This window comes from Mycobacterium sp. IS-1590 (genome assembly GCF_001500025.1).
Classification (GTDB): Bacteria; Actinomycetota; Actinomycetes; order Mycobacteriales; family Mycobacteriaceae; genus Mycobacterium.
The window spans coordinates 1-15,957 of sequence record NZ_LQIW01000020.1; the positions used below are offsets into that span (position 1 = coordinate 1).

Consider the following 15,957-nt stretch of genomic DNA (forward strand, 5'->3'; position numbering starts at 1 on the left):
AGCGAGGTGATCCGCCAGGGCGCCGAGGCCCATCACTATCTGGCGATCTTCGCCGACCACACCGACGAGATCCTGTACCTGGGTCGGGCTAAACGCTTGGCGTCCAAAGCCCAGCGGCTGGCCCTGTTTGCCCGCGACCGGGGCTGCACCCGACCCGGCTGCACCGCCTCGGCTTACCAGTGCCAGGTGCATCACGGAGACAACGATTGGGCCGCTGGCGGTCAGACCAACATCGATGAGCTGACCCTGGCGTGCGGGCCGGACAATCGGCGGGTCAAACCCGGCGGCTGGCGCACCTACATACGCAAAGACGGGCGCACCGCGTGGCTTCCTCCGCCGCAGCTCGACACCGGCCAAGCCCGCGTCAACAACTACCACCACCCCAACCGCTACCTGATCCCCGACGAGGGAGACGACGACGACAGCGCAGAGTGTCCCGACGACGGCGACAACGACAGCGAAGAGTGTCCTGGCGAGGAAGACGACGACAGCGAAGAGTGTCCTGGCGAGGAAGACGACGACAGCGAAGAGTGTCTCGACGAGGGAGACGACGACCGCGGGGAGTGTCTCGACGAGGGAGACGACGACCGCGGAGAGTGTCCCGACGACGGGGACGACCACCGGGATGACCGCAACGCCGGCTGACGGCTGACGGTTGACGGCTGACGCCGAAAGGGGCCGCGTTTTGTTGCGGCCCCCTTCGGTCGTGGTCAGGGTTGTTTGGCGTATCGGATCAGGAACGCGGCCGCGACATACCCCGCGGCGACAGCGATCACGAGCCACAGCACAAGCGGCACCACCAGCGACACCGGTGACCAGCCGACGCTGGAAAACGTCGCTGCCGTGTAAAAAAGCCAGAGCACGCGGTAGAGCGACCAGAGCGCGGTCAGCCCCGCCGAGATTCCGATCACCAGGCTGTACGTCCGGTCGACGCGGCTGACCTGCTCTTCGATGCGGGTGGGGACGATGTTCATTGCTCTTCCTTCTCGTCATCACGTTGCCGGGGGCGGCTTCGTCGTGACCGAAGTACAGCCGCGGACCGGGCCTACCGATCCCAACAAGTTCACCGGTGTCGAGCATCGCCGACAGCAACGCGAACCTGGGGAGCGCGACCGCTGGGAAGGCGGGCTTCTGCCCACCGCTACGCTGCCGTCGACTGGTAAGCGAGAACCGCGCGACGGCAGGGGATGGTCGAGATGGGTGTGTACGTGGTCACCGGGGCCGCCTCCGGCATGGGGCAGCAAGCCGCCACCAAGCTCAGGGCACAGGGGCACACCGTCATCGCTGTCGACGTCAAAGAAGGCGACGTCGTGGCAGACCTGTCGACCGTCGATGGACGGCGGGCCGCCGCTGATCAGGTGCTGGCCAGATCTGACCGACTCGACGGTGCCGTGCTGGCGGCCGGAATCGGGCCGACGCCCGGCAAGGACAGCACGCGGCGGATATTCGAGGTCAATTATCGCGGCGTGGTCGATCTGCTGCGGGCATGGCGCCCCGCTCTGGCCGCCGCCGACCGAGCCAAAGTTGTGGTGATCGGCAGCAACTCGACGACTACCACCCCCGCGGTGCCGCGGCGCACAGTGCGGGCGCTCTTGGCCGACGATACCGACAAGGCGGTGCGCTCCCTGAAGCTGTTCGGGCCAGTCGCGCCGTCACTCGGCTATGCCGCTTCCAAAATCGCGGTCTCCCAATGGGTCCGGCACACCGCGGTGACACGCCAATGGGCCTCGGAGGGCATCCGCCTCAACGCGCTGGCGCCCGGTGCCATCATGACGCCGCTGTTGGAGAAGCAACTGGCCACACCGCGCGAGGCGAAGGCGGTCAACGCTTTTCCGGTGCCCGTCGGCGGGTTCGGCGACCCCGCACAGTTGGCCGACTGGATGCTGTTCATGTTGTCGGACTCCGCCGACTTCCTCTGCGGCAGCATCATTTTCGTCGACGGTGGTTCCGACGCCTACTTCCGCGCTAAAGACTGGCCGAAGTGTGTGCCCACAGGGCGGTTGCCGTCGTACCTGTGGCGGTTCGCGAGGTTCAAGACCGCCGAATAACGACGCTCAGAACTTGGCGACGGCCCCCGCATCGACCGGCAACGCCGCGCCGGTGATGTACTGCGACTCGTCGGAGGCCAGAAACAACACGGCATTGCTGACGGCACGGGCCTCGATAATCGGCGTCGGCAGCATGTGGAAGTGGCCGATCACCTGGGTGGCGTCCTCCATCGTTGGATCGGTGAGGTCAGGCCGGACGGTGCGACGAAAGTGCTCGTTGTCGATCATCGGCGTGAGAATGTTGCCGGGATGGATCGAGTTGACCCTGATCCACTGTGGCGCCAGCTCATTGGCGAGCGAGTTCATCAAACCGACAACGGCGTGCTTGGCCGACGCGTAGTGCGCCATGTAGCCACCGCCGCGAAGGCCAAGCATCGAGCTGACCAAGATGATCGATCCTCCGCCGTTGGTCATGTACGGCAGCGCGGCCTTCACGGTGTGCCACACGCCGGTCACGTTGATGTCGAGCATTGTCTGCCATGCGGATTCCCCAATCATCGCGGCGGGCGCGGGATCGGCGCTGATCCCCGCATTGGCCACCACGATGTCGACAGGACCGAGTTCGGCCACACCGCGATCGAGGGCCGCGCGAAGGCTCCCGAGATCGCGCACATCGGCCTTCTCGATCGCGATGCGACGCCCCGACTTCTCGACCAGCGCCGCGGTGTCGGCGAGGTCCGCCTCGGTGGGCCCGGGATAACCGGCGGCCTCGATGTCGTCGCACACGTCGACGGCGATGATGTCGGCCCCCTCCTCGGCGAGTCGAACCGCATGTTCACGCCCCTGGCCGCGGGCAGCACCGGTGATGAACGCGACCCTGCCGGCGACTCGACCGACCCTGTTCTCTGTCATTACTGCCTTTCGCGTAGGAAGTGACGGTCGATGGAAGCGCGCTGTCCCGAAGGGGTTGCCGCACAGCACAACACGAGGGTCGGTACCGCCGCTGCCGGCACGGCCGCACCGAAGTCAGACCCTGGCGGCAGGGGTCTCGATTCGCTCGAGGTGGACACGTGCCTGCCGCTCGACGAACAGCGGCACGAAATCGCGGATGGGGCGACCCTCGAAGCGGGCGTGCTGTTCGCGGACCAGGCGCGTCACGGCATCCGCCGGGACGCTTGGGTAGGACCCCGAGAGACGGTCGGCGATCTGATCCATGATCTGCTCTTCGCTAAACTCGATCACCAGCACAGCTTGCTCTTGGGGCGGCTAACCGGTCAAGGCGCGACCGGATGAAATCTCACTCACCCATCCTCGTACCGTGAGCGGCTGTGGACGTCCTCGAGCGGCCAATGTGAAGCCGGCCATCACCCAAGCCGGCTTGGCGGCTGCCGGGCAGTCTCTCGATCAACCAGGTTCGCAGCGGCGCGCGGCTGTCCGAAGGACACCGCTATGCCAAATGCGGTGCTGTGCAGTCACTTCGCGAGCGCAACCTTAAGTGTGCCGGACGACGAAGTTCACCACGGCCTCGGCGAAGAGGTCGTTGCGATCCCCGGCGACCATATGTCCGGCGCCGCCGACATCGACGAATTCGACGTCGGGGAACCGGCCGAGGAACTCGCGGGCGCACTGTTCGGTCACGAGGTCGCTCATCTGCCCGCGCACCAGCAGCATCGGGACGTCGTTGCGCAGAATCGTGTCGACCGCTGCGTGCATCCGGTCCACCTCGGTCACTTCGATCGGCGGCAACGCGGCGGTGCCGTCGATGAACTTCGGATCCCAGTGCCAGTACCAGCGACCGTCGCGCTGTCGCAGGTTCGTCTTCAAACCGTTGAGGTCGGCGGGCCTCGGCCGGTGAGGGTTGTACTGCTGGATCATGTCGGCGACTTCGTCGAGCGATGCGAAGCCCGAGGCCATCTTCTCGGCCATGAAGTCGTGGATGCGCGACGCGCCCGAAGGGTTCATGTCCGGCACGATGTCGACGAGGACGATCGCGCGCACCGTACCGGGCGCGAGTTCACCGGCCAGGAGCATCGCGGTGAAACCACCAAGAGAGGCGCCGACGATGACGGGCCGATCGGGAAGCCGCCGGAGCACTTCGAGCACGTCCCCGGCGAACGCGGTGACGCGGTAGTCACCGTCGGCCGACCAGTCGGACTCGCCGTGCCCGCGAAAGTCTACGGTGACGGCCTGCCATCCGCGTGCGGCGACCGCGGCCGCCGCCCGTCCCCAGGACCGGCGGGTTTGCCCGCCGCCGTGCAAGAACACCACCGGCGGTGCGGTCGGGTCGCCGATACGCTCGGCCACGATCGTCACACCGCCAGTGCCGGGCACGCGAAACACGTCGGGAGTCATGGTCATCGGCATGCCCCGGCGATGACGGTCGCAGTGATCTCCTCGGCCCGGCCCCGGCGAAAAGAACGCCCTTCGATGAGGATCGCGTAGACGATTCCGCCGACGATGGCGTCGGCGGCGGCATGCGCTGTGGCGTCCTCGATTCCCTCGGCCGACAACCGCGCTCTGACACCCTCGTGCAGTGGGGCGCTGAAGCCCGCCTGCATGCGCGCCTTGACGTCCTCGTGCTCCATCCCAGCGACGGTGAGGATGCGCAGCATGGCATTGCCGCGGTCTCCGGTGAGTGTTGCCGCGAGGCTGGTTGACCATCGGCTCAGATCCGCCATGAGGTCATCGGTGTGCCCGACGGGCCGCAGGATCTTGTCCGCATCCTCGAGCAGCACATCGGCGACGAGCGCCGGGCGGCTCGGCCACCACCGGTAGATCGTCTGCTTGCCGACACGGGCGCGCGCCGCGACGGCCTCGATGCTCAACCCGTCGAACCCGCGCTGCAGTAGCAGTTCCTTGGTGGCCGAGATGATCGCCGTTCGGGACCGCTCGCTTCGGCGGCGGGGCGTTCTCGCCTCGGTGACCATCGGTTGACTCCGCATCTGACGGGGGTCGGCTTTACAGATGGTGACAGCACTGCATAATCTTTGGCAAGACGAGACGTTGCGTCTCGCGAAAGTGGAGAGGGACGCGATTGGCCGGCCACCGGTGACGTCGACGAAGCTCGTCATCGGCGCCAGCGGATTCCTGGGCTCGCATGTCACCCGGCAGTTGGCCGCCCGGGGCGACGACGTGCGGGTGCTGATCCGCCCGACCAGTTCCACCCGCGGCATCGACGGCCTGGCGGTCGACGTACGCCGCGGCGACATCTTCGACGCGGACGGTGTGCGCTCGGCGATGCGGGGGTGCGATGTCGTGTACTACTGCGTCGTCGACGCCCGACCGTGGCTGCTCGACCCGGCGCCGATGTGGCGCACCAACGTCGAAGGCCTGCAAGCCGTGCTGGACGTCGCCGTCGACGCAGGACTGCACCGCTTCGTGTTCACCAGCTCGATCGCCACCATCGGCCGAAAAAGCGATGGTCCCGCCGACGAGACCACCGCGCACAACTGGCTCGACGTCGGCGGCGACTACGTCCGCAGTCGCGTGCGGGCCGAGCAGATGGTGCTGCGGTACTCCGCGGAGAAGGGCCTTCCAGCCGTCGCCATGTGCGTCTCGAACACCTACGGAGCGGGGGATTGGCTGCCGACCCCGCACGGGGGGCTGCTGTCGGCGGCCGTGCGGGGCAAGCTGCCGTTCTACATCGACGGTTTCGAGAGCGAGACCGTCGGCATCGAGGACGCCGCCCGAGCCATGATCCTTGCGGGTGAGCGCGGCCGGGTCGGTGAGCGGTATATCGTTTCCGAGCGGTGGATGAGCGCGCGAGAGATCTTCGAAGTCGGTTGTGGCGCCGCGGGAGTCGAACCTCCACGGCGCGGCGTCCCGATCAAGTTGATGGCTGCCACGAGCTATCCGAGCAGCTGGATCGCCCGGCTACGCGGTCGTGACACCATGTTGACACCCCTGAACATCCGGCTGATGAACATCATGTCTCCCATGGACCACTCGAAGGCGGTACGCGAGTTGGGCTGGCAGCCATCGCCGACACCCGATGCGATCGCAGCAGCGGCGCACTTCTTCCGAGCGTCACGCCGGTCCGGCAAGGAGGCCCTGTGAGCCTGGCCCTCAGTCCTGAGCAACGGGAACTCAGCGAAGCGGTAGCGCAATTCGCCGCGCGGCGTGCCCCGGTGTCGGCCACCCGCGAGTCTTTCGACCTGCTCGCGCAGGGTCATCTGCCGTCATGGTGGGAGGAGTTCGTCGCCAACGGCTTTCACGCCGTGCACCTGCCCGAACGCTACGGCGGCCAAGGCGGCGGCCTGCTCGACGCAGCCTGTGTGCTCGAGGCGGCGGGCAGGACATCGCTTGCCGGGCCGCTGCTGCCGACAGTGGTGACGGGCGCGGTCGCGCTGCTGGCCGAACAAACCCCGGCGGCCGAAGCGGTGCTGACCCGCCTCGCCGAGGGTGCGGCGGCCGCGTCGGCGTTGCCCGGCGACTCGACGTTCACTGCACGCGACGACGGTCAGCGGTGGTTGATCGACGGCGACTCGGGCCTGCTCGCCGGGATTTGCGCGGCGACAACCGCTTTGGTTTGCGCCGTCACCGACCGCGGGGATCGGATCTGGCTCACCGTCGATACGAAGCACTCCTCGGTGACGGTCGAATCCGTACGCGGCACTGACCTGCTGACCGATCTCGGCAGGGTGCGTCTCACCGAGTATCCGGTCGAGAAGACCGACGTACTCAACGGTATCGATGCCGAACGGGCCGAGTACCTCACCACCGCGCTGACGGCGAGCGTGACCGCAGGTATCGCACAGTGGTGCGTCGAGGCCGCCACCGCACATCTGCGTACGCGCGAACAGTTCGGCAAGGTCATCGGCACGTTCCAGGCGCTGCAGCACAGTGCCGCAATGCTTCTGGTCAACAGCGAGTTGGCAGTCGCGGCGACCTGGGACGCGGTGCGCGCGGCGTCCGAACCGATCGACCAACACGCAATGGCTGCGGCCGGTGCCGCGCTGATGGCCGTCGCGCCGTGCCCCGAACTTGCCCTGGACACGCTGACGATGTTCGGCGCCATCGGCTTCACCTGGGAACACGACCTGCACCTCTACTGGCGGCGCGCCACCAGCCTGTCGGCGTCGCTCGGCCACCGGAATCGCTGGGCCGAACGACTGGGTGAGCTGACCACCACTCACGATCGCGACTTCTCGGTCGACCTCGGTGAGGCCGAAGCCGCGTTCCGCGGCCGGATCGCCGAAACCCTCGACAAGGCCGCGGCGCTGCGCAACGACGGCCAGGGCCGTCAGGGCGATTACGAGCACTTCGCCACGGGGGCGCAGCGCACCGCGATCGCCGACGCAGGGTTGGTCGCACCTCATTGGCCGCAGCCTTGGGGCATCGAGGCCAGCCCGCTGCAGCAGCTGATCATCGACGAGGAATTCGGCAAGCGGCCCGCCGTGGTACGACCGTCGTTGGGAATCGCCGAATGGATACTGCCCTCACTGATCAAGGCAGGCTCGAAAGAGCTGCAGCATCAACTCATCCCGCCGACCCAGCGCGGTGAGCTGGCATGGTGCCAGCTGTTCAGCGAGCCGGGCGCAGGGTCCGACCTCGCCGCGTTGGCCACGCGCGCGACCAAGGTCGACGGCGGATGGCGCATTCACGGACACAAGATCTGGACCTCGTCGGCGCACCGGGCCGACTATGGGGCGCTACTGGCCCGGACCGACCCGGCCGCCCCGAAACATCGGGGCATCGGCTATTTCATCGTCGACATGCGCTCACCCGGAATCGAGATCCAGCCGATCAAGCAGGCCAGCGGGGAACAGGAGTTCAACGAGGTCTTCCTTGACGACGTCTTCGTCCCCGACGAAATGCTGCTCGGTGAACCGACCGGAGGATGGGCGCTGGCGATCGCCACGATGGCGGAGGAGCGTTCGGCCATCAGCGGTTACGTGGAGTACGACAGGGCCGCGCCATTGCGTCGGATCGCCGCGGCAGACACTGGTGCACGCGACGCGCTACGTGAACTCGGCGAACTCGACGCCTACGCCAACGCGATCAAGGCGCTCGGTGTGCGCGAGACCATTCGGTTACTCGACGGACAGGGCTCGGGGCCGGCATCCAGCATCGCCAAGGTCGCGATGAACGTGCTGCTGCGACGCACGTTTCCGGCGACACTCGGCGCGGCGGGCCGGTCGGCGATGGCCGCCGATTCCGACGTCGTCACACCGTATTTGCGAGTGCCCGCCGAGCTGATCGGCGGCGGCACCAAGGAGATTCAGCTCAACATCATCGCCCAGATGATCCTCGGGCTTCCACGCAAGTAATCAACCGAGAAGGACACCCATGGGACTACGTGGTGAAGCCGCGATCGTCGGCTACGTCGAACTCCCGCCGGAGCGGATGAACAAGGCCACCCCCGCGCCGTTCACCCTCGAACAGTGGGCGGAATTGGCATCGGCTGCGCTGCAGGACGCCGGGCTGTCAGCAGAGCTCGTCAACGGCATCGTCACCTCGCATCTGGCCGAGTCGGAGATATTCGTACCGTCCACGATCGCCGAATACCTGGGCGTGCGAGCCAACTTCGCGGAGCTCGTCGACCTCGGCGGGGCGAGCGCGGCGGCAATGGTGTGGCGGGCGGCCGCGGCGGTCGAGCTGGGGTTGTGCGACGTGGTGCTGTGCGCGCTGCCCGCGCGGTACATCACCCCGATGTCGGAGAAGAAGCCGAAGCCGTTGGTGGACGCCGTGTTCTTCGGGTCGTCGAGCAATCAATACGGTTCGCCGCAGGCCGAATTCGAGATCCCGTACGGCAACCTGGGGCAGAACGGCCCATACGGTCAGGTGGCCACCCGATACGGGGCGGTCTACGGCTATGACGAGCGGGCGATGGCCAAGATCGTCGTCGATCAGCGCGTCAACGCCAACCACACCGAGGGCGCGATCTGGAGGGAGAAAATGCTGACCGTCGACGATGTGCTGGCCAGCCCGGTCATCGCCGACCCGTTGCACATGCTCGAGATCGTGATGCCGTGTGTGGGCGGCGCCGCGGTGGTCGTCGCCAGCGCGGACATCGCCAAACGGGCGCGCAACAGACCGGTGTGGATCAAGGGTTTCGGTGAGCACGTCCCGTTCAAGACCCCCACGTACGCGGCCGATCTCCTGCACACGCCGATGGCGGAGGCCGCCGCGACCGCGTTCGGCATGACCGATCTGACCCGCGCCGATATGGACATGGTCTCGATCTACGACTGCTACACGATCACCGTGCTGCTCTCGCTGGAGGACGCGGGGTTCTGTGACAAGGGCAAGGGCATGCAGTTCGTCGCCGACCACGACCTCACGTTCCGCGGTGACTTCCCGCTCAACACCGCGGGGGGCCAGCTCGGTTTCGGCCAGGCCGGCCTCGCGGGCGGGATGCATCACGTCTGCGACGCGACCCGCCAGATCATGGGCAGGGCCGAATCCGCACAGGTGCCCGACTGCAATCGCGCGTTCGTGTCCGGTAACGGCGGGATCCTGTCCGAGCAGACCGCCCTGATCCTCCAAGGAGACTGATCCGTGACCACCTTCGAGCGGCCCATGCCGGTGAAAACACCGACCACCGCGCCCTTTTGGGATGCCCTGGCCCAGCACCGCATCATGATCCAGTACTCACCGTCTTCGGATGCGTACGTGTTCTATCCGAGGGTGCGGGCGCCGCGGACGCTCGCCGACGATCTCGAGTGGCGCGAGATCTCCGGGATGGGCACGCTGTACTCCTACACGGTGGCACGGCGCCCCGTCGGGCCGCATTTCGCCGATGCGGTGCCGCAGCTGCTGGCGATCGTCGAATGGGATGAGGGACCGCGATTTTCGACCGAGCTGGTCGACGTCGAACCCGAGACGCTGAAGGTCGGGATGCGGGTCAAACCGGTGTTCTTCGACTACGCCGAGCACGACGTGACGATGCTGCGCTACACATCCGCGTAGGCAGCCCATCGCGTCACCTTCGCCGCAGCGGGCCCAGCAGCGCTTCCAGGCCGTAGGCGAACACCGCGTCGTAGTCGGTGGGTGACTGCAGCGCTTCGACAAGCGCACGGTCGGGCCAGTCGTCGGTCCACAACGACGGGTCCTCCTCGTCGTGCTTCTCGCCGCGCACGGCCGAGAACTGCATGACCGCAGACGAAATGACATGCACCTCCACCGCGCGCAGCACCAGGGCGGCATCGTGGCCGGTCACACCGAGCTCGGCGAGTTGGGCCGCCAATGCCTGCTGAACCGGCAGGAACAACCGAGGTGTCTGGTCACGTTCGTGGGCGATGGCGAGCAGATGTTGTCTCTTGATGAGTGCCCGCCGTTGAGCGTGCGCGAGTGACGCGATGCGGTCGACCGCGTTGTCACCGGCGGAGGGCAGATGTGCCATTTCGTCGAGCAGCCGATCCACGAGGCTGTCGAACAGCTTGTCGCGGCCGCCGACGTGCCAGTAGATCGATGTCACCGCCACACCAAGCTGATCGGCCAGCCCGCGCATGGTGAAGCCGTCCACACCGTGCAGTTCGATCATCCGGGCGGCGGCATCGAGGATGACCCCCGCGCTGATGGCCTCCTGTGCCCTAGCGGCCGGTCCGCGTCGCGACGTCACCGGGCTCACCCCCGGTCATCCGTTGCGACTCGGGCAGGTCGAGGTAACGCTCGAGGTTGCGGTGCATGTTGATCACGCGGCGTTCCTCGTTGGACAACGTCAGATGCTTCAAGCCCGGCTGGCGCAGGCCTCGTTGTAAACCGGCCAAGACCGAGATGTCTTGGGTGAGAACCAGTCCCGGGTGTGCTTCCTCGGCCTTCATTCGCACGTCGACAGGCTTCGTACGGGGCGCTCCGGGTGCCATTCGTGTCCACAGCAGCATCACCAACTCGCCGTGGTCCGGGTCTGGTCCCGGATGTGAGGTCATCACCGTCAGATGGTCGGCATTCATCAGCAGCGTCATGTTGGGGAACACGTTGTACTGGTGCAGCCGCATGACCTGCTCGGTGTCCGCCCATTGCAGATCGACACCGCGGGATGCGGCGAATGCGCGGGTGCGGGCGGCGATGACGTCGGCCACCGATGCGCCGGGTTCTCGGTCGTCGGGCAGCGGGGTGCCCTCCTCGACGCCCATCAATGCCCCCTGCGTGCACACATACGCGTCCCACACATCGTCGTCGCCGAGCGGCTGTTTCAGATGCGGGCTCGGAACGCCGTACAGCTGTTCGGATTTGCCCGTGTGACCCCAGATCGTCTGCGGAGCGTAGACATCGTCCATGCACCGGTGCAGCTCGGGGTGCAAGGTCTGGATGTGGTAGGTCTCGCTGTATCCGTCGGCGATCGTCTTCCAGTTGGCATCGACGTCGATCGTCATCGTGGCATAGCAGCGGAAGTCGGCGAGCCCGCACCACTTCACGTCGGCCGGCATCTCCTCGAGATAGTCGAGCAGCGGCATCGCGTCGACGTCGAGGTTGACGAACACCAGCCGCTCCCAGGTGTCGACGGCGACCGGGACCAGCGGAAGCTCGGACATGTGCAGTGCGCCGAACCCCTTGCGGTTAGGGACCCGTCGCAGTGAGCCGGCGAGGTCCCAGGTCCAGCCGTGGTACCCGCACCGCAGTTCGCGCAGACCCGAGCCCGCGCCGGAGCACAGCGAGTTGCCGCGGTGCCGGCATACGTTCTGAAACGCCCGCAGTACGCCGTCGTCTCCGCAGACGATCAGCACGGAGTATGGGCCGCAACGATATTCGAAGTAATCGCCGGGCTCGGCGACATGATCGATCGTGCAGGCCAGTTGCCACACTCTCGGCCACATGCGCTCGACCTCGAGCGCCGCGAACGCGGGGGAGTGGTACCGCTCGGCGGGCACCAGGGTGGGCCGCGCGGGGGGGACGCCGATCGCGTCTTCGCGCCGGACTTCTTGCGCAGTGTGCGTCACGAACGGTGTCCTTTCGAAGTCGCCGCCAAGCCCTCTGTAACGGTGTTACAGTGCCCGACATTAGCGGCTGAAACCTGGATGCGGAGGGCTAATCGTGTTCGACCTGAAGATCACCGGCGGAACCGTCGTCGACGGCACAGGGGCGGACCGGTTCACGGCAGACATCGGCATCAGGGACGGCAAAATCGTCGAAGTGCGCCGCCGCGGACCCGGCGATACTGCACTCGAGGGCGAGGCCGCCGAGACGATCGATGCGACCGGGAAAGTCGTCGCGCCCGGATTCGTCGACATCCACACCCATTACGACGGGCAGGTCAGCTGGGACAGCAAGCTCGAGCCCTCCAGCGGCCACGGTGTGACGACCGTGGTGACCGGCAACTGCGGAGTGGGGTTCGCGCCGGTGCGCCCGGGTCAGGAGGACTGGCTGATCGGCTTGATGGAGGGCGTCGAGGACATCCCCGGCACCGCGCTGACCGAGGGCATCACGTGGGGGTGGGAGAGCTATCCGGAATACCTCGATGCCGTCGGGGAAAAGGAGTTCGCCGTCGACGTCGGCAGTCAGATCGCCCACGGTGCGGTTCGCGCGTATGCGATGGGGGAGCGCGGCGCCCGCAACGAGCCCGCCACGCCTGACGACATCGCGGCGATGGCGCGCCTCGTGCAGGAAGGCATCGAGGCGGGCGCACTGGGCTTCTCGACGTCACGCACGCTGGGGCATCGCGCGATCGACGGCGAACCCGTTCCGGGCACCTTCGCCGCCGAGGACGAACTGTTCGGCCTCGGCCGCGCCATGGCCGCGGGCGGGCGGGCAGTCTTCGAGTTGGCGCCCCAAGGCGTCGCCGGCGAAGACATCATCGCGCCGAAGAAGGAACTAGAATGGATGAAGCGCCTGGCCGCCGAGATCGACCGTCCGATCTCGTTCGGGATGATCCAGGTCGATGCGGCGCCCGATCTGTGGCGGGAACAGCTCGACATCTCGGCGGACGCACACGCCGCGGGCAGTGAGCTCTACCCGCAGATCGCGGCGCGCCCGTTCGGAATGCTGTTTGGCTTCCCCGGCCACCACGCGTTCACCCACCGCCCGACGTTCCGCAAGCTGAAGGCCGAATGCAGCCGCGAAGAGTTGTCTTCGCGCCTCGCCGACCCGGCGGTCAAGGCCGCGATCCTGGCTGACGAGGATCTGCCTGCCGATCCAAACGTGTTGTTCGACGGCATGTTCGCGCTCGTACAGTATTCGCTCGGCCGCATCTATGCGTTGGGCGATCCGCCGGACTACGAACCGACCGTGGAACGCACGGTCGAGAAGATCGCCAGCGATCGCGGCGATGATCCGCTGTCCACGCTGTACGACCTGATGCTCGAGGACAACGCGACCGCGATGCTGATGCTGCCGTTCTACAACTACTTCTACGGCAACCACGACGCGATTCGGGAGATGCTGCTGCATCCGGCGGGTGTGGTCGGTTTGTCCGACGGCGGCGCACATTGCGGAATGATCTGTGACGCTTCGTATCCGACGTTCCTGCTCACGCACTGGGCGCGGGACCGTCACCGCGGCGAGAAGCTGCCGCTCGAATACGTCGTGCGCAAGCAGTCCCGCGACACGGCGCAGCTGTTCGGGCTGAGCGATCGCGGGGTCATCGAGGTGGGGAAGAAGGCCGACGTCAATGTCATCGACATGGATGCGCTGACGTTGCATCCCGCGCGGATGGCCTATGACCTCCCAGCGGGCGGTCAGCGGCTGGTGCAGGGCGCGTCCGGTTACACCGCGACGATCGTCAGCGGCGTGGTGACGCGCCGCGATGGGGTCGACACCGGTGCCCGGCCGGGCCGCCTTGTGCGCGGCGCCCGCTGACCCCGGCCTCACCACAAACGAGAGGCGGCCCCCCGTCGCCGAGGGGCCGCCACCGTCGTACTACCTAGTTGCCGCTGCCGGAGCCGGAGCCACTGCCCGAGCCGGAGCCGGAGCCACTGCCCGAGCCGGAGCCGGAGCCGGTGCCCGAACCGGAGCCGGTGGTGCCGGTCGAGCCGGTGCCGGTGGTCGAGCCGGTGGTGCCGGTGGTCGAGCCGGTGGTGCCGGTGGTGCCGGTGGTCGAGCCGGTCGAGCCGGTGGTGCCGGTGGTCGAGCCGGTCGAGCCGGTGCCGGTGGTCGATCCGGTGCTGCCGGTAGAGCCGGTGCCCGTCGTCGAGCCGGTCGTGCCGGTCGAGCCAGTGGTGCTGCCCGTGCCGGTGCCGTCGCCCCGGCTGGTGCTGATGCCCGAGGTGTTGCTGCCGGTGTTGGTGTTCGAGCCCACGCCGGTGCCTTCGCCCGAGGTCTCGCCGGTGCCTTCGCCCGACTCTTCGCCCGAGGTCTCGTCAGCACCTTCGCCCGACTCCTCGCCGGCGCCTGCTTCGCCCGACTCCTCGCCGGTGCCCTCGCCTTCGCCTGCGGTGACGTCCTCGCCCGTGCCTGCGTTGACGTCCTCGCCGGCGCCTTCACCGACACCTTCGCCGGCGGCCGGACCTTCGCCTTCGCCAGCGCCTTCGTTCTCACCCTCGCCCTCGGCCAGGCTGATCGGAACGAGGTCACCGCCGAAGCGGAACTCGGCCGGGCCGCCTAGGGCACCGAGGGTCGACGGGGCCGGAGGCGCGATCGCGTTGGCGATCTGGTTGGGCAGCGTGACCGCGAGGTAGGTGAACAGACCGCGGTCGAGCAGACCCTGCCACTCCGAGGGGGAGGTGGCCGGAGTGAATCCATTGACCAGAGCGTTGAGCGCCAGCACCGGCAGGTTCACCAGGTTGGTGACGGCATCCGTGATGTTTCCTGCGGCCAATGCCTCACGGGTGGCGTCAAGGATCTCCGTCGACTGGACGATCGAGCCGAGGATCGGTTCGAAAATCGCCTTGGTGACCGCGAACTCGGAGATCACGTCGAGCAGTGCGGGCAACTTCTCCGCGCCGGGGAGGGCTCCCACGAAGTCGGCGGGGATGGAGAAGATATCGATCAGCGGCCGTACTCCACCCAGCACCCGGAGCACGAACCAACCATTGACCTTGGAGAACGCTTCGAAGAACTCGCCCTTCGACAGGTGGTTCAGCGACTCGGTGATCACGCCGGGGAACTGCTCGGCTGCCAGCCTCAGCCCCTCGAAGGTGCCCTCGAGGGCCGTGGTGATCACGGGACCGAAGTTCGAGTTGAAATTGAGGACCTGATCGAGCAGAGGACCCGGGTTGAGGGTGTTCAGAATCAGGACATTCGCTGCCTCCCGGAAGATGTAGCCGGTGCTCAGCTCCCGCAGAAGGTTGAGGTTCGCGTTGGTGCCGTCGCCGGTCAGCGTCTCCAGGCTTCCGAAGGTGTTGGCGATGGCCTGTCCCCACACAAGGAGCGGATTGCTGGCCGCCGTGAGCTGGACCGCGGCGTGCGCCACGCGCTCCTGGACGTCTTCAACGGTGGGCATCGGGGGGGCCACCGGGCTGACCGCGATCACACCCGCGCTTGCCATTGCGACGCTAGCAACCAACAGCTTGGAGTTGCGTCGACTCGGTGGTGAGTAACTGGGTGGGAGGTCCTGAACCGGCGGACCGGCCTGAACTGCTAGTTGCACGTTTTCTCCTGTTGTGCCTGTTAATTTGCCAAATGGCAGCTGAAGATTAGCTGAGCCTATCCTAAGAGGCAAGTGATTGGGTCCACTAAATAGCGCGGGTTATGCTGGCCGGCTCGACGGCGTGCGCCATGCGCCATAACTCGGCATATCGCAGCTGAGGCGTGGTAGTTGCCGATTCACACAGCAATCTCAAGGCAACTTACACGAGAGTCGCTCATCGGCCAGGCCTACCTCGCCAGCAGTGCCGTGACGTGCGCCACGTCGTAACTCCGGTCTGCTCAGCACCGGCCCGGGAGTTGCTGAGGCGGCGATTGCGGCGTCGCCAGGGTTTTGGTGACGCGCCGGCGCCGGCACTTCGCACAAACGCCGCCTCGGGCGCAGGGACAACACGTTGGGCAAAGAGATCTCAGCAGCGGGTGGCGACGCGTTCGCCCGATCGCGGGCCATGCGATGACGCCGCGGTCGCCGAGCCGCACGACATGCTCGTGGCATCGCTGTCGCGCA

15 protein-coding genes are annotated in these 15,957 nt (G+C 66.8%); 7 read left to right on the forward strand and 8 right to left on the reverse strand.

Features of this window, described 5'->3' with window-relative positions:
* On the forward strand, window positions 1-645 hold a 645-nt coding region (locus AU197_RS26460; RefSeq protein ID WP_197415539.1), incomplete at its 5' end, for an HNH endonuclease signature motif containing protein.
* Between the two features lie 65 nt (window positions 646-710).
* Here AU197_RS26460 and AU197_RS14080 read toward each other — a convergent pair.
* Window positions 711-974, reverse strand: coding sequence for a hypothetical protein (locus AU197_RS14080; RefSeq protein ID WP_064403328.1), 264 nt, complete (start codon window positions 972-974; stop codon window positions 711-713).
* A gap of 222 nt (window positions 975-1,196) precedes the next feature.
* Between AU197_RS14080 and AU197_RS14085 the strand changes: the two genes are divergently transcribed.
* The gene (locus tag AU197_RS14085) at window positions 1,197-2,048 is read left to right on the forward strand and encodes an SDR family oxidoreductase (RefSeq protein WP_064403367.1); all 852 of its coding nucleotides are present in this window, start codon (window positions 1,197-1,199) and stop codon (window positions 2,046-2,048) included.
* Between the two features lie 6 nt (window positions 2,049-2,054).
* Here the strand turns inward: AU197_RS14085 and AU197_RS14090 are convergent, their stop codons facing one another.
* From AU197_RS14090 to AU197_RS14105, 4 genes are all read right to left on the reverse strand, one after another.
* Window positions 2,055-2,900: a mycofactocin-coupled SDR family oxidoreductase gene (locus AU197_RS14090; RefSeq protein ID WP_064403329.1), complete on the reverse strand. Its 846-nt coding sequence runs from the start codon at window positions 2,898-2,900 to the stop codon at window positions 2,055-2,057.
* 114 nt (window positions 2,901-3,014) lie between these two features.
* Complete coding sequence (locus tag AU197_RS14095; RefSeq protein ID WP_502687881.1) at window positions 3,015-3,230, reverse strand: three-helix bundle dimerization domain-containing protein; 216 nt, start codon at window positions 3,228-3,230, stop codon at window positions 3,015-3,017.
* 249 nt (window positions 3,231-3,479) lie between these two features.
* A complete protein-coding gene (locus AU197_RS14100) occupies window positions 3,480-4,346 on the reverse strand; it encodes an alpha/beta fold hydrolase (protein ID WP_156434422.1) in 867 nt (288 codons plus the stop codon).
* On the reverse strand, window positions 4,343-4,915 hold the full coding sequence (locus AU197_RS14105) for a TetR/AcrR family transcriptional regulator (RefSeq protein ID WP_064403330.1): 573 nt from the start codon (window positions 4,913-4,915) through the stop codon (window positions 4,343-4,345). The genes AU197_RS14100 and AU197_RS14105 overlap by 4 nt, the downstream gene beginning before the upstream one ends.
* 121 nt (window positions 4,916-5,036) lie before the next feature.
* Here AU197_RS14105 and AU197_RS14110 point away from each other — a divergent pair, with 121 nt between their 5' ends.
* The 4 genes from AU197_RS14110 to AU197_RS14125 are packed head-to-tail and all read left to right on the forward strand — an operon-like array spanning window position 5,037 to window position 9,899.
* Window positions 5,037-6,044, forward strand: coding sequence for an NAD-dependent epimerase/dehydratase family protein (locus AU197_RS14110; protein WP_064403331.1), 1,008 nt, complete (start codon window positions 5,037-5,039; stop codon window positions 6,042-6,044).
* Window positions 6,041-8,257 (forward strand): acyl-CoA dehydrogenase family protein, encoded by a 2,217-nt coding sequence (locus AU197_RS14115; RefSeq protein ID WP_064403332.1) that lies wholly within the window; start codon window positions 6,041-6,043, stop codon window positions 8,255-8,257. Before AU197_RS14110 ends, AU197_RS14115 begins: the two co-directional genes overlap by 4 nt.
* 19 nt (window positions 8,258-8,276) lie before the next feature.
* Complete coding sequence (locus AU197_RS14120; protein WP_064403333.1) at window positions 8,277-9,485, forward strand: thiolase family protein; 1,209 nt, start codon at window positions 8,277-8,279, stop codon at window positions 9,483-9,485.
* A 3-nt stretch (window positions 9,486-9,488) separates the two neighbouring features.
* Window positions 9,489-9,899 carry a Zn-ribbon domain-containing OB-fold protein gene (locus tag AU197_RS14125; protein ID WP_064403334.1) on the forward strand — a complete coding sequence of 137 codons (411 nt, stop codon included), beginning with the start codon at window positions 9,489-9,491 and terminating at the stop codon, window positions 9,897-9,899.
* A 13-nt stretch (window positions 9,900-9,912) separates the two neighbouring features.
* Here the strand turns inward: AU197_RS14125 and AU197_RS14130 are convergent, their stop codons facing one another.
* Both AU197_RS14130 and AU197_RS14135 read right to left on the reverse strand, forming a co-directional pair.
* The gene (locus AU197_RS14130) at window positions 9,913-10,551 is read right to left on the reverse strand and encodes a TetR/AcrR family transcriptional regulator (protein ID WP_064403370.1); all 639 of its coding nucleotides are present in this window, start codon (window positions 10,549-10,551) and stop codon (window positions 9,913-9,915) included.
* Complete coding sequence (locus AU197_RS14135; protein ID WP_064403335.1) at window positions 10,523-11,869, reverse strand: aromatic ring-hydroxylating oxygenase subunit alpha; 1,347 nt, start codon at window positions 11,867-11,869, stop codon at window positions 10,523-10,525. Before AU197_RS14135 ends, AU197_RS14130 begins: the two co-directional genes overlap by 29 nt.
* A gap of 94 nt (window positions 11,870-11,963) precedes the next feature.
* Between AU197_RS14135 and AU197_RS14140 the strand changes: the two genes are divergently transcribed.
* Entirely contained in the window at window positions 11,964-13,724 is a 1,761-nt protein-coding gene (locus AU197_RS14140) for an N-acyl-D-amino-acid deacylase family protein (protein ID WP_064403336.1), read from the forward strand.
* Between the two features lie 64 nt (window positions 13,725-13,788).
* On the opposite strand, the gene AU197_RS14145 is transcribed toward AU197_RS14140, so the two are convergent.
* The gene (locus AU197_RS14145) at window positions 13,789-15,351 is read right to left on the reverse strand and encodes a hypothetical protein (RefSeq protein WP_064403337.1); all 1,563 of its coding nucleotides are present in this window, start codon (window positions 15,349-15,351) and stop codon (window positions 13,789-13,791) included.
* Window positions 15,352-15,957 lie beyond the last annotated feature (606 nt).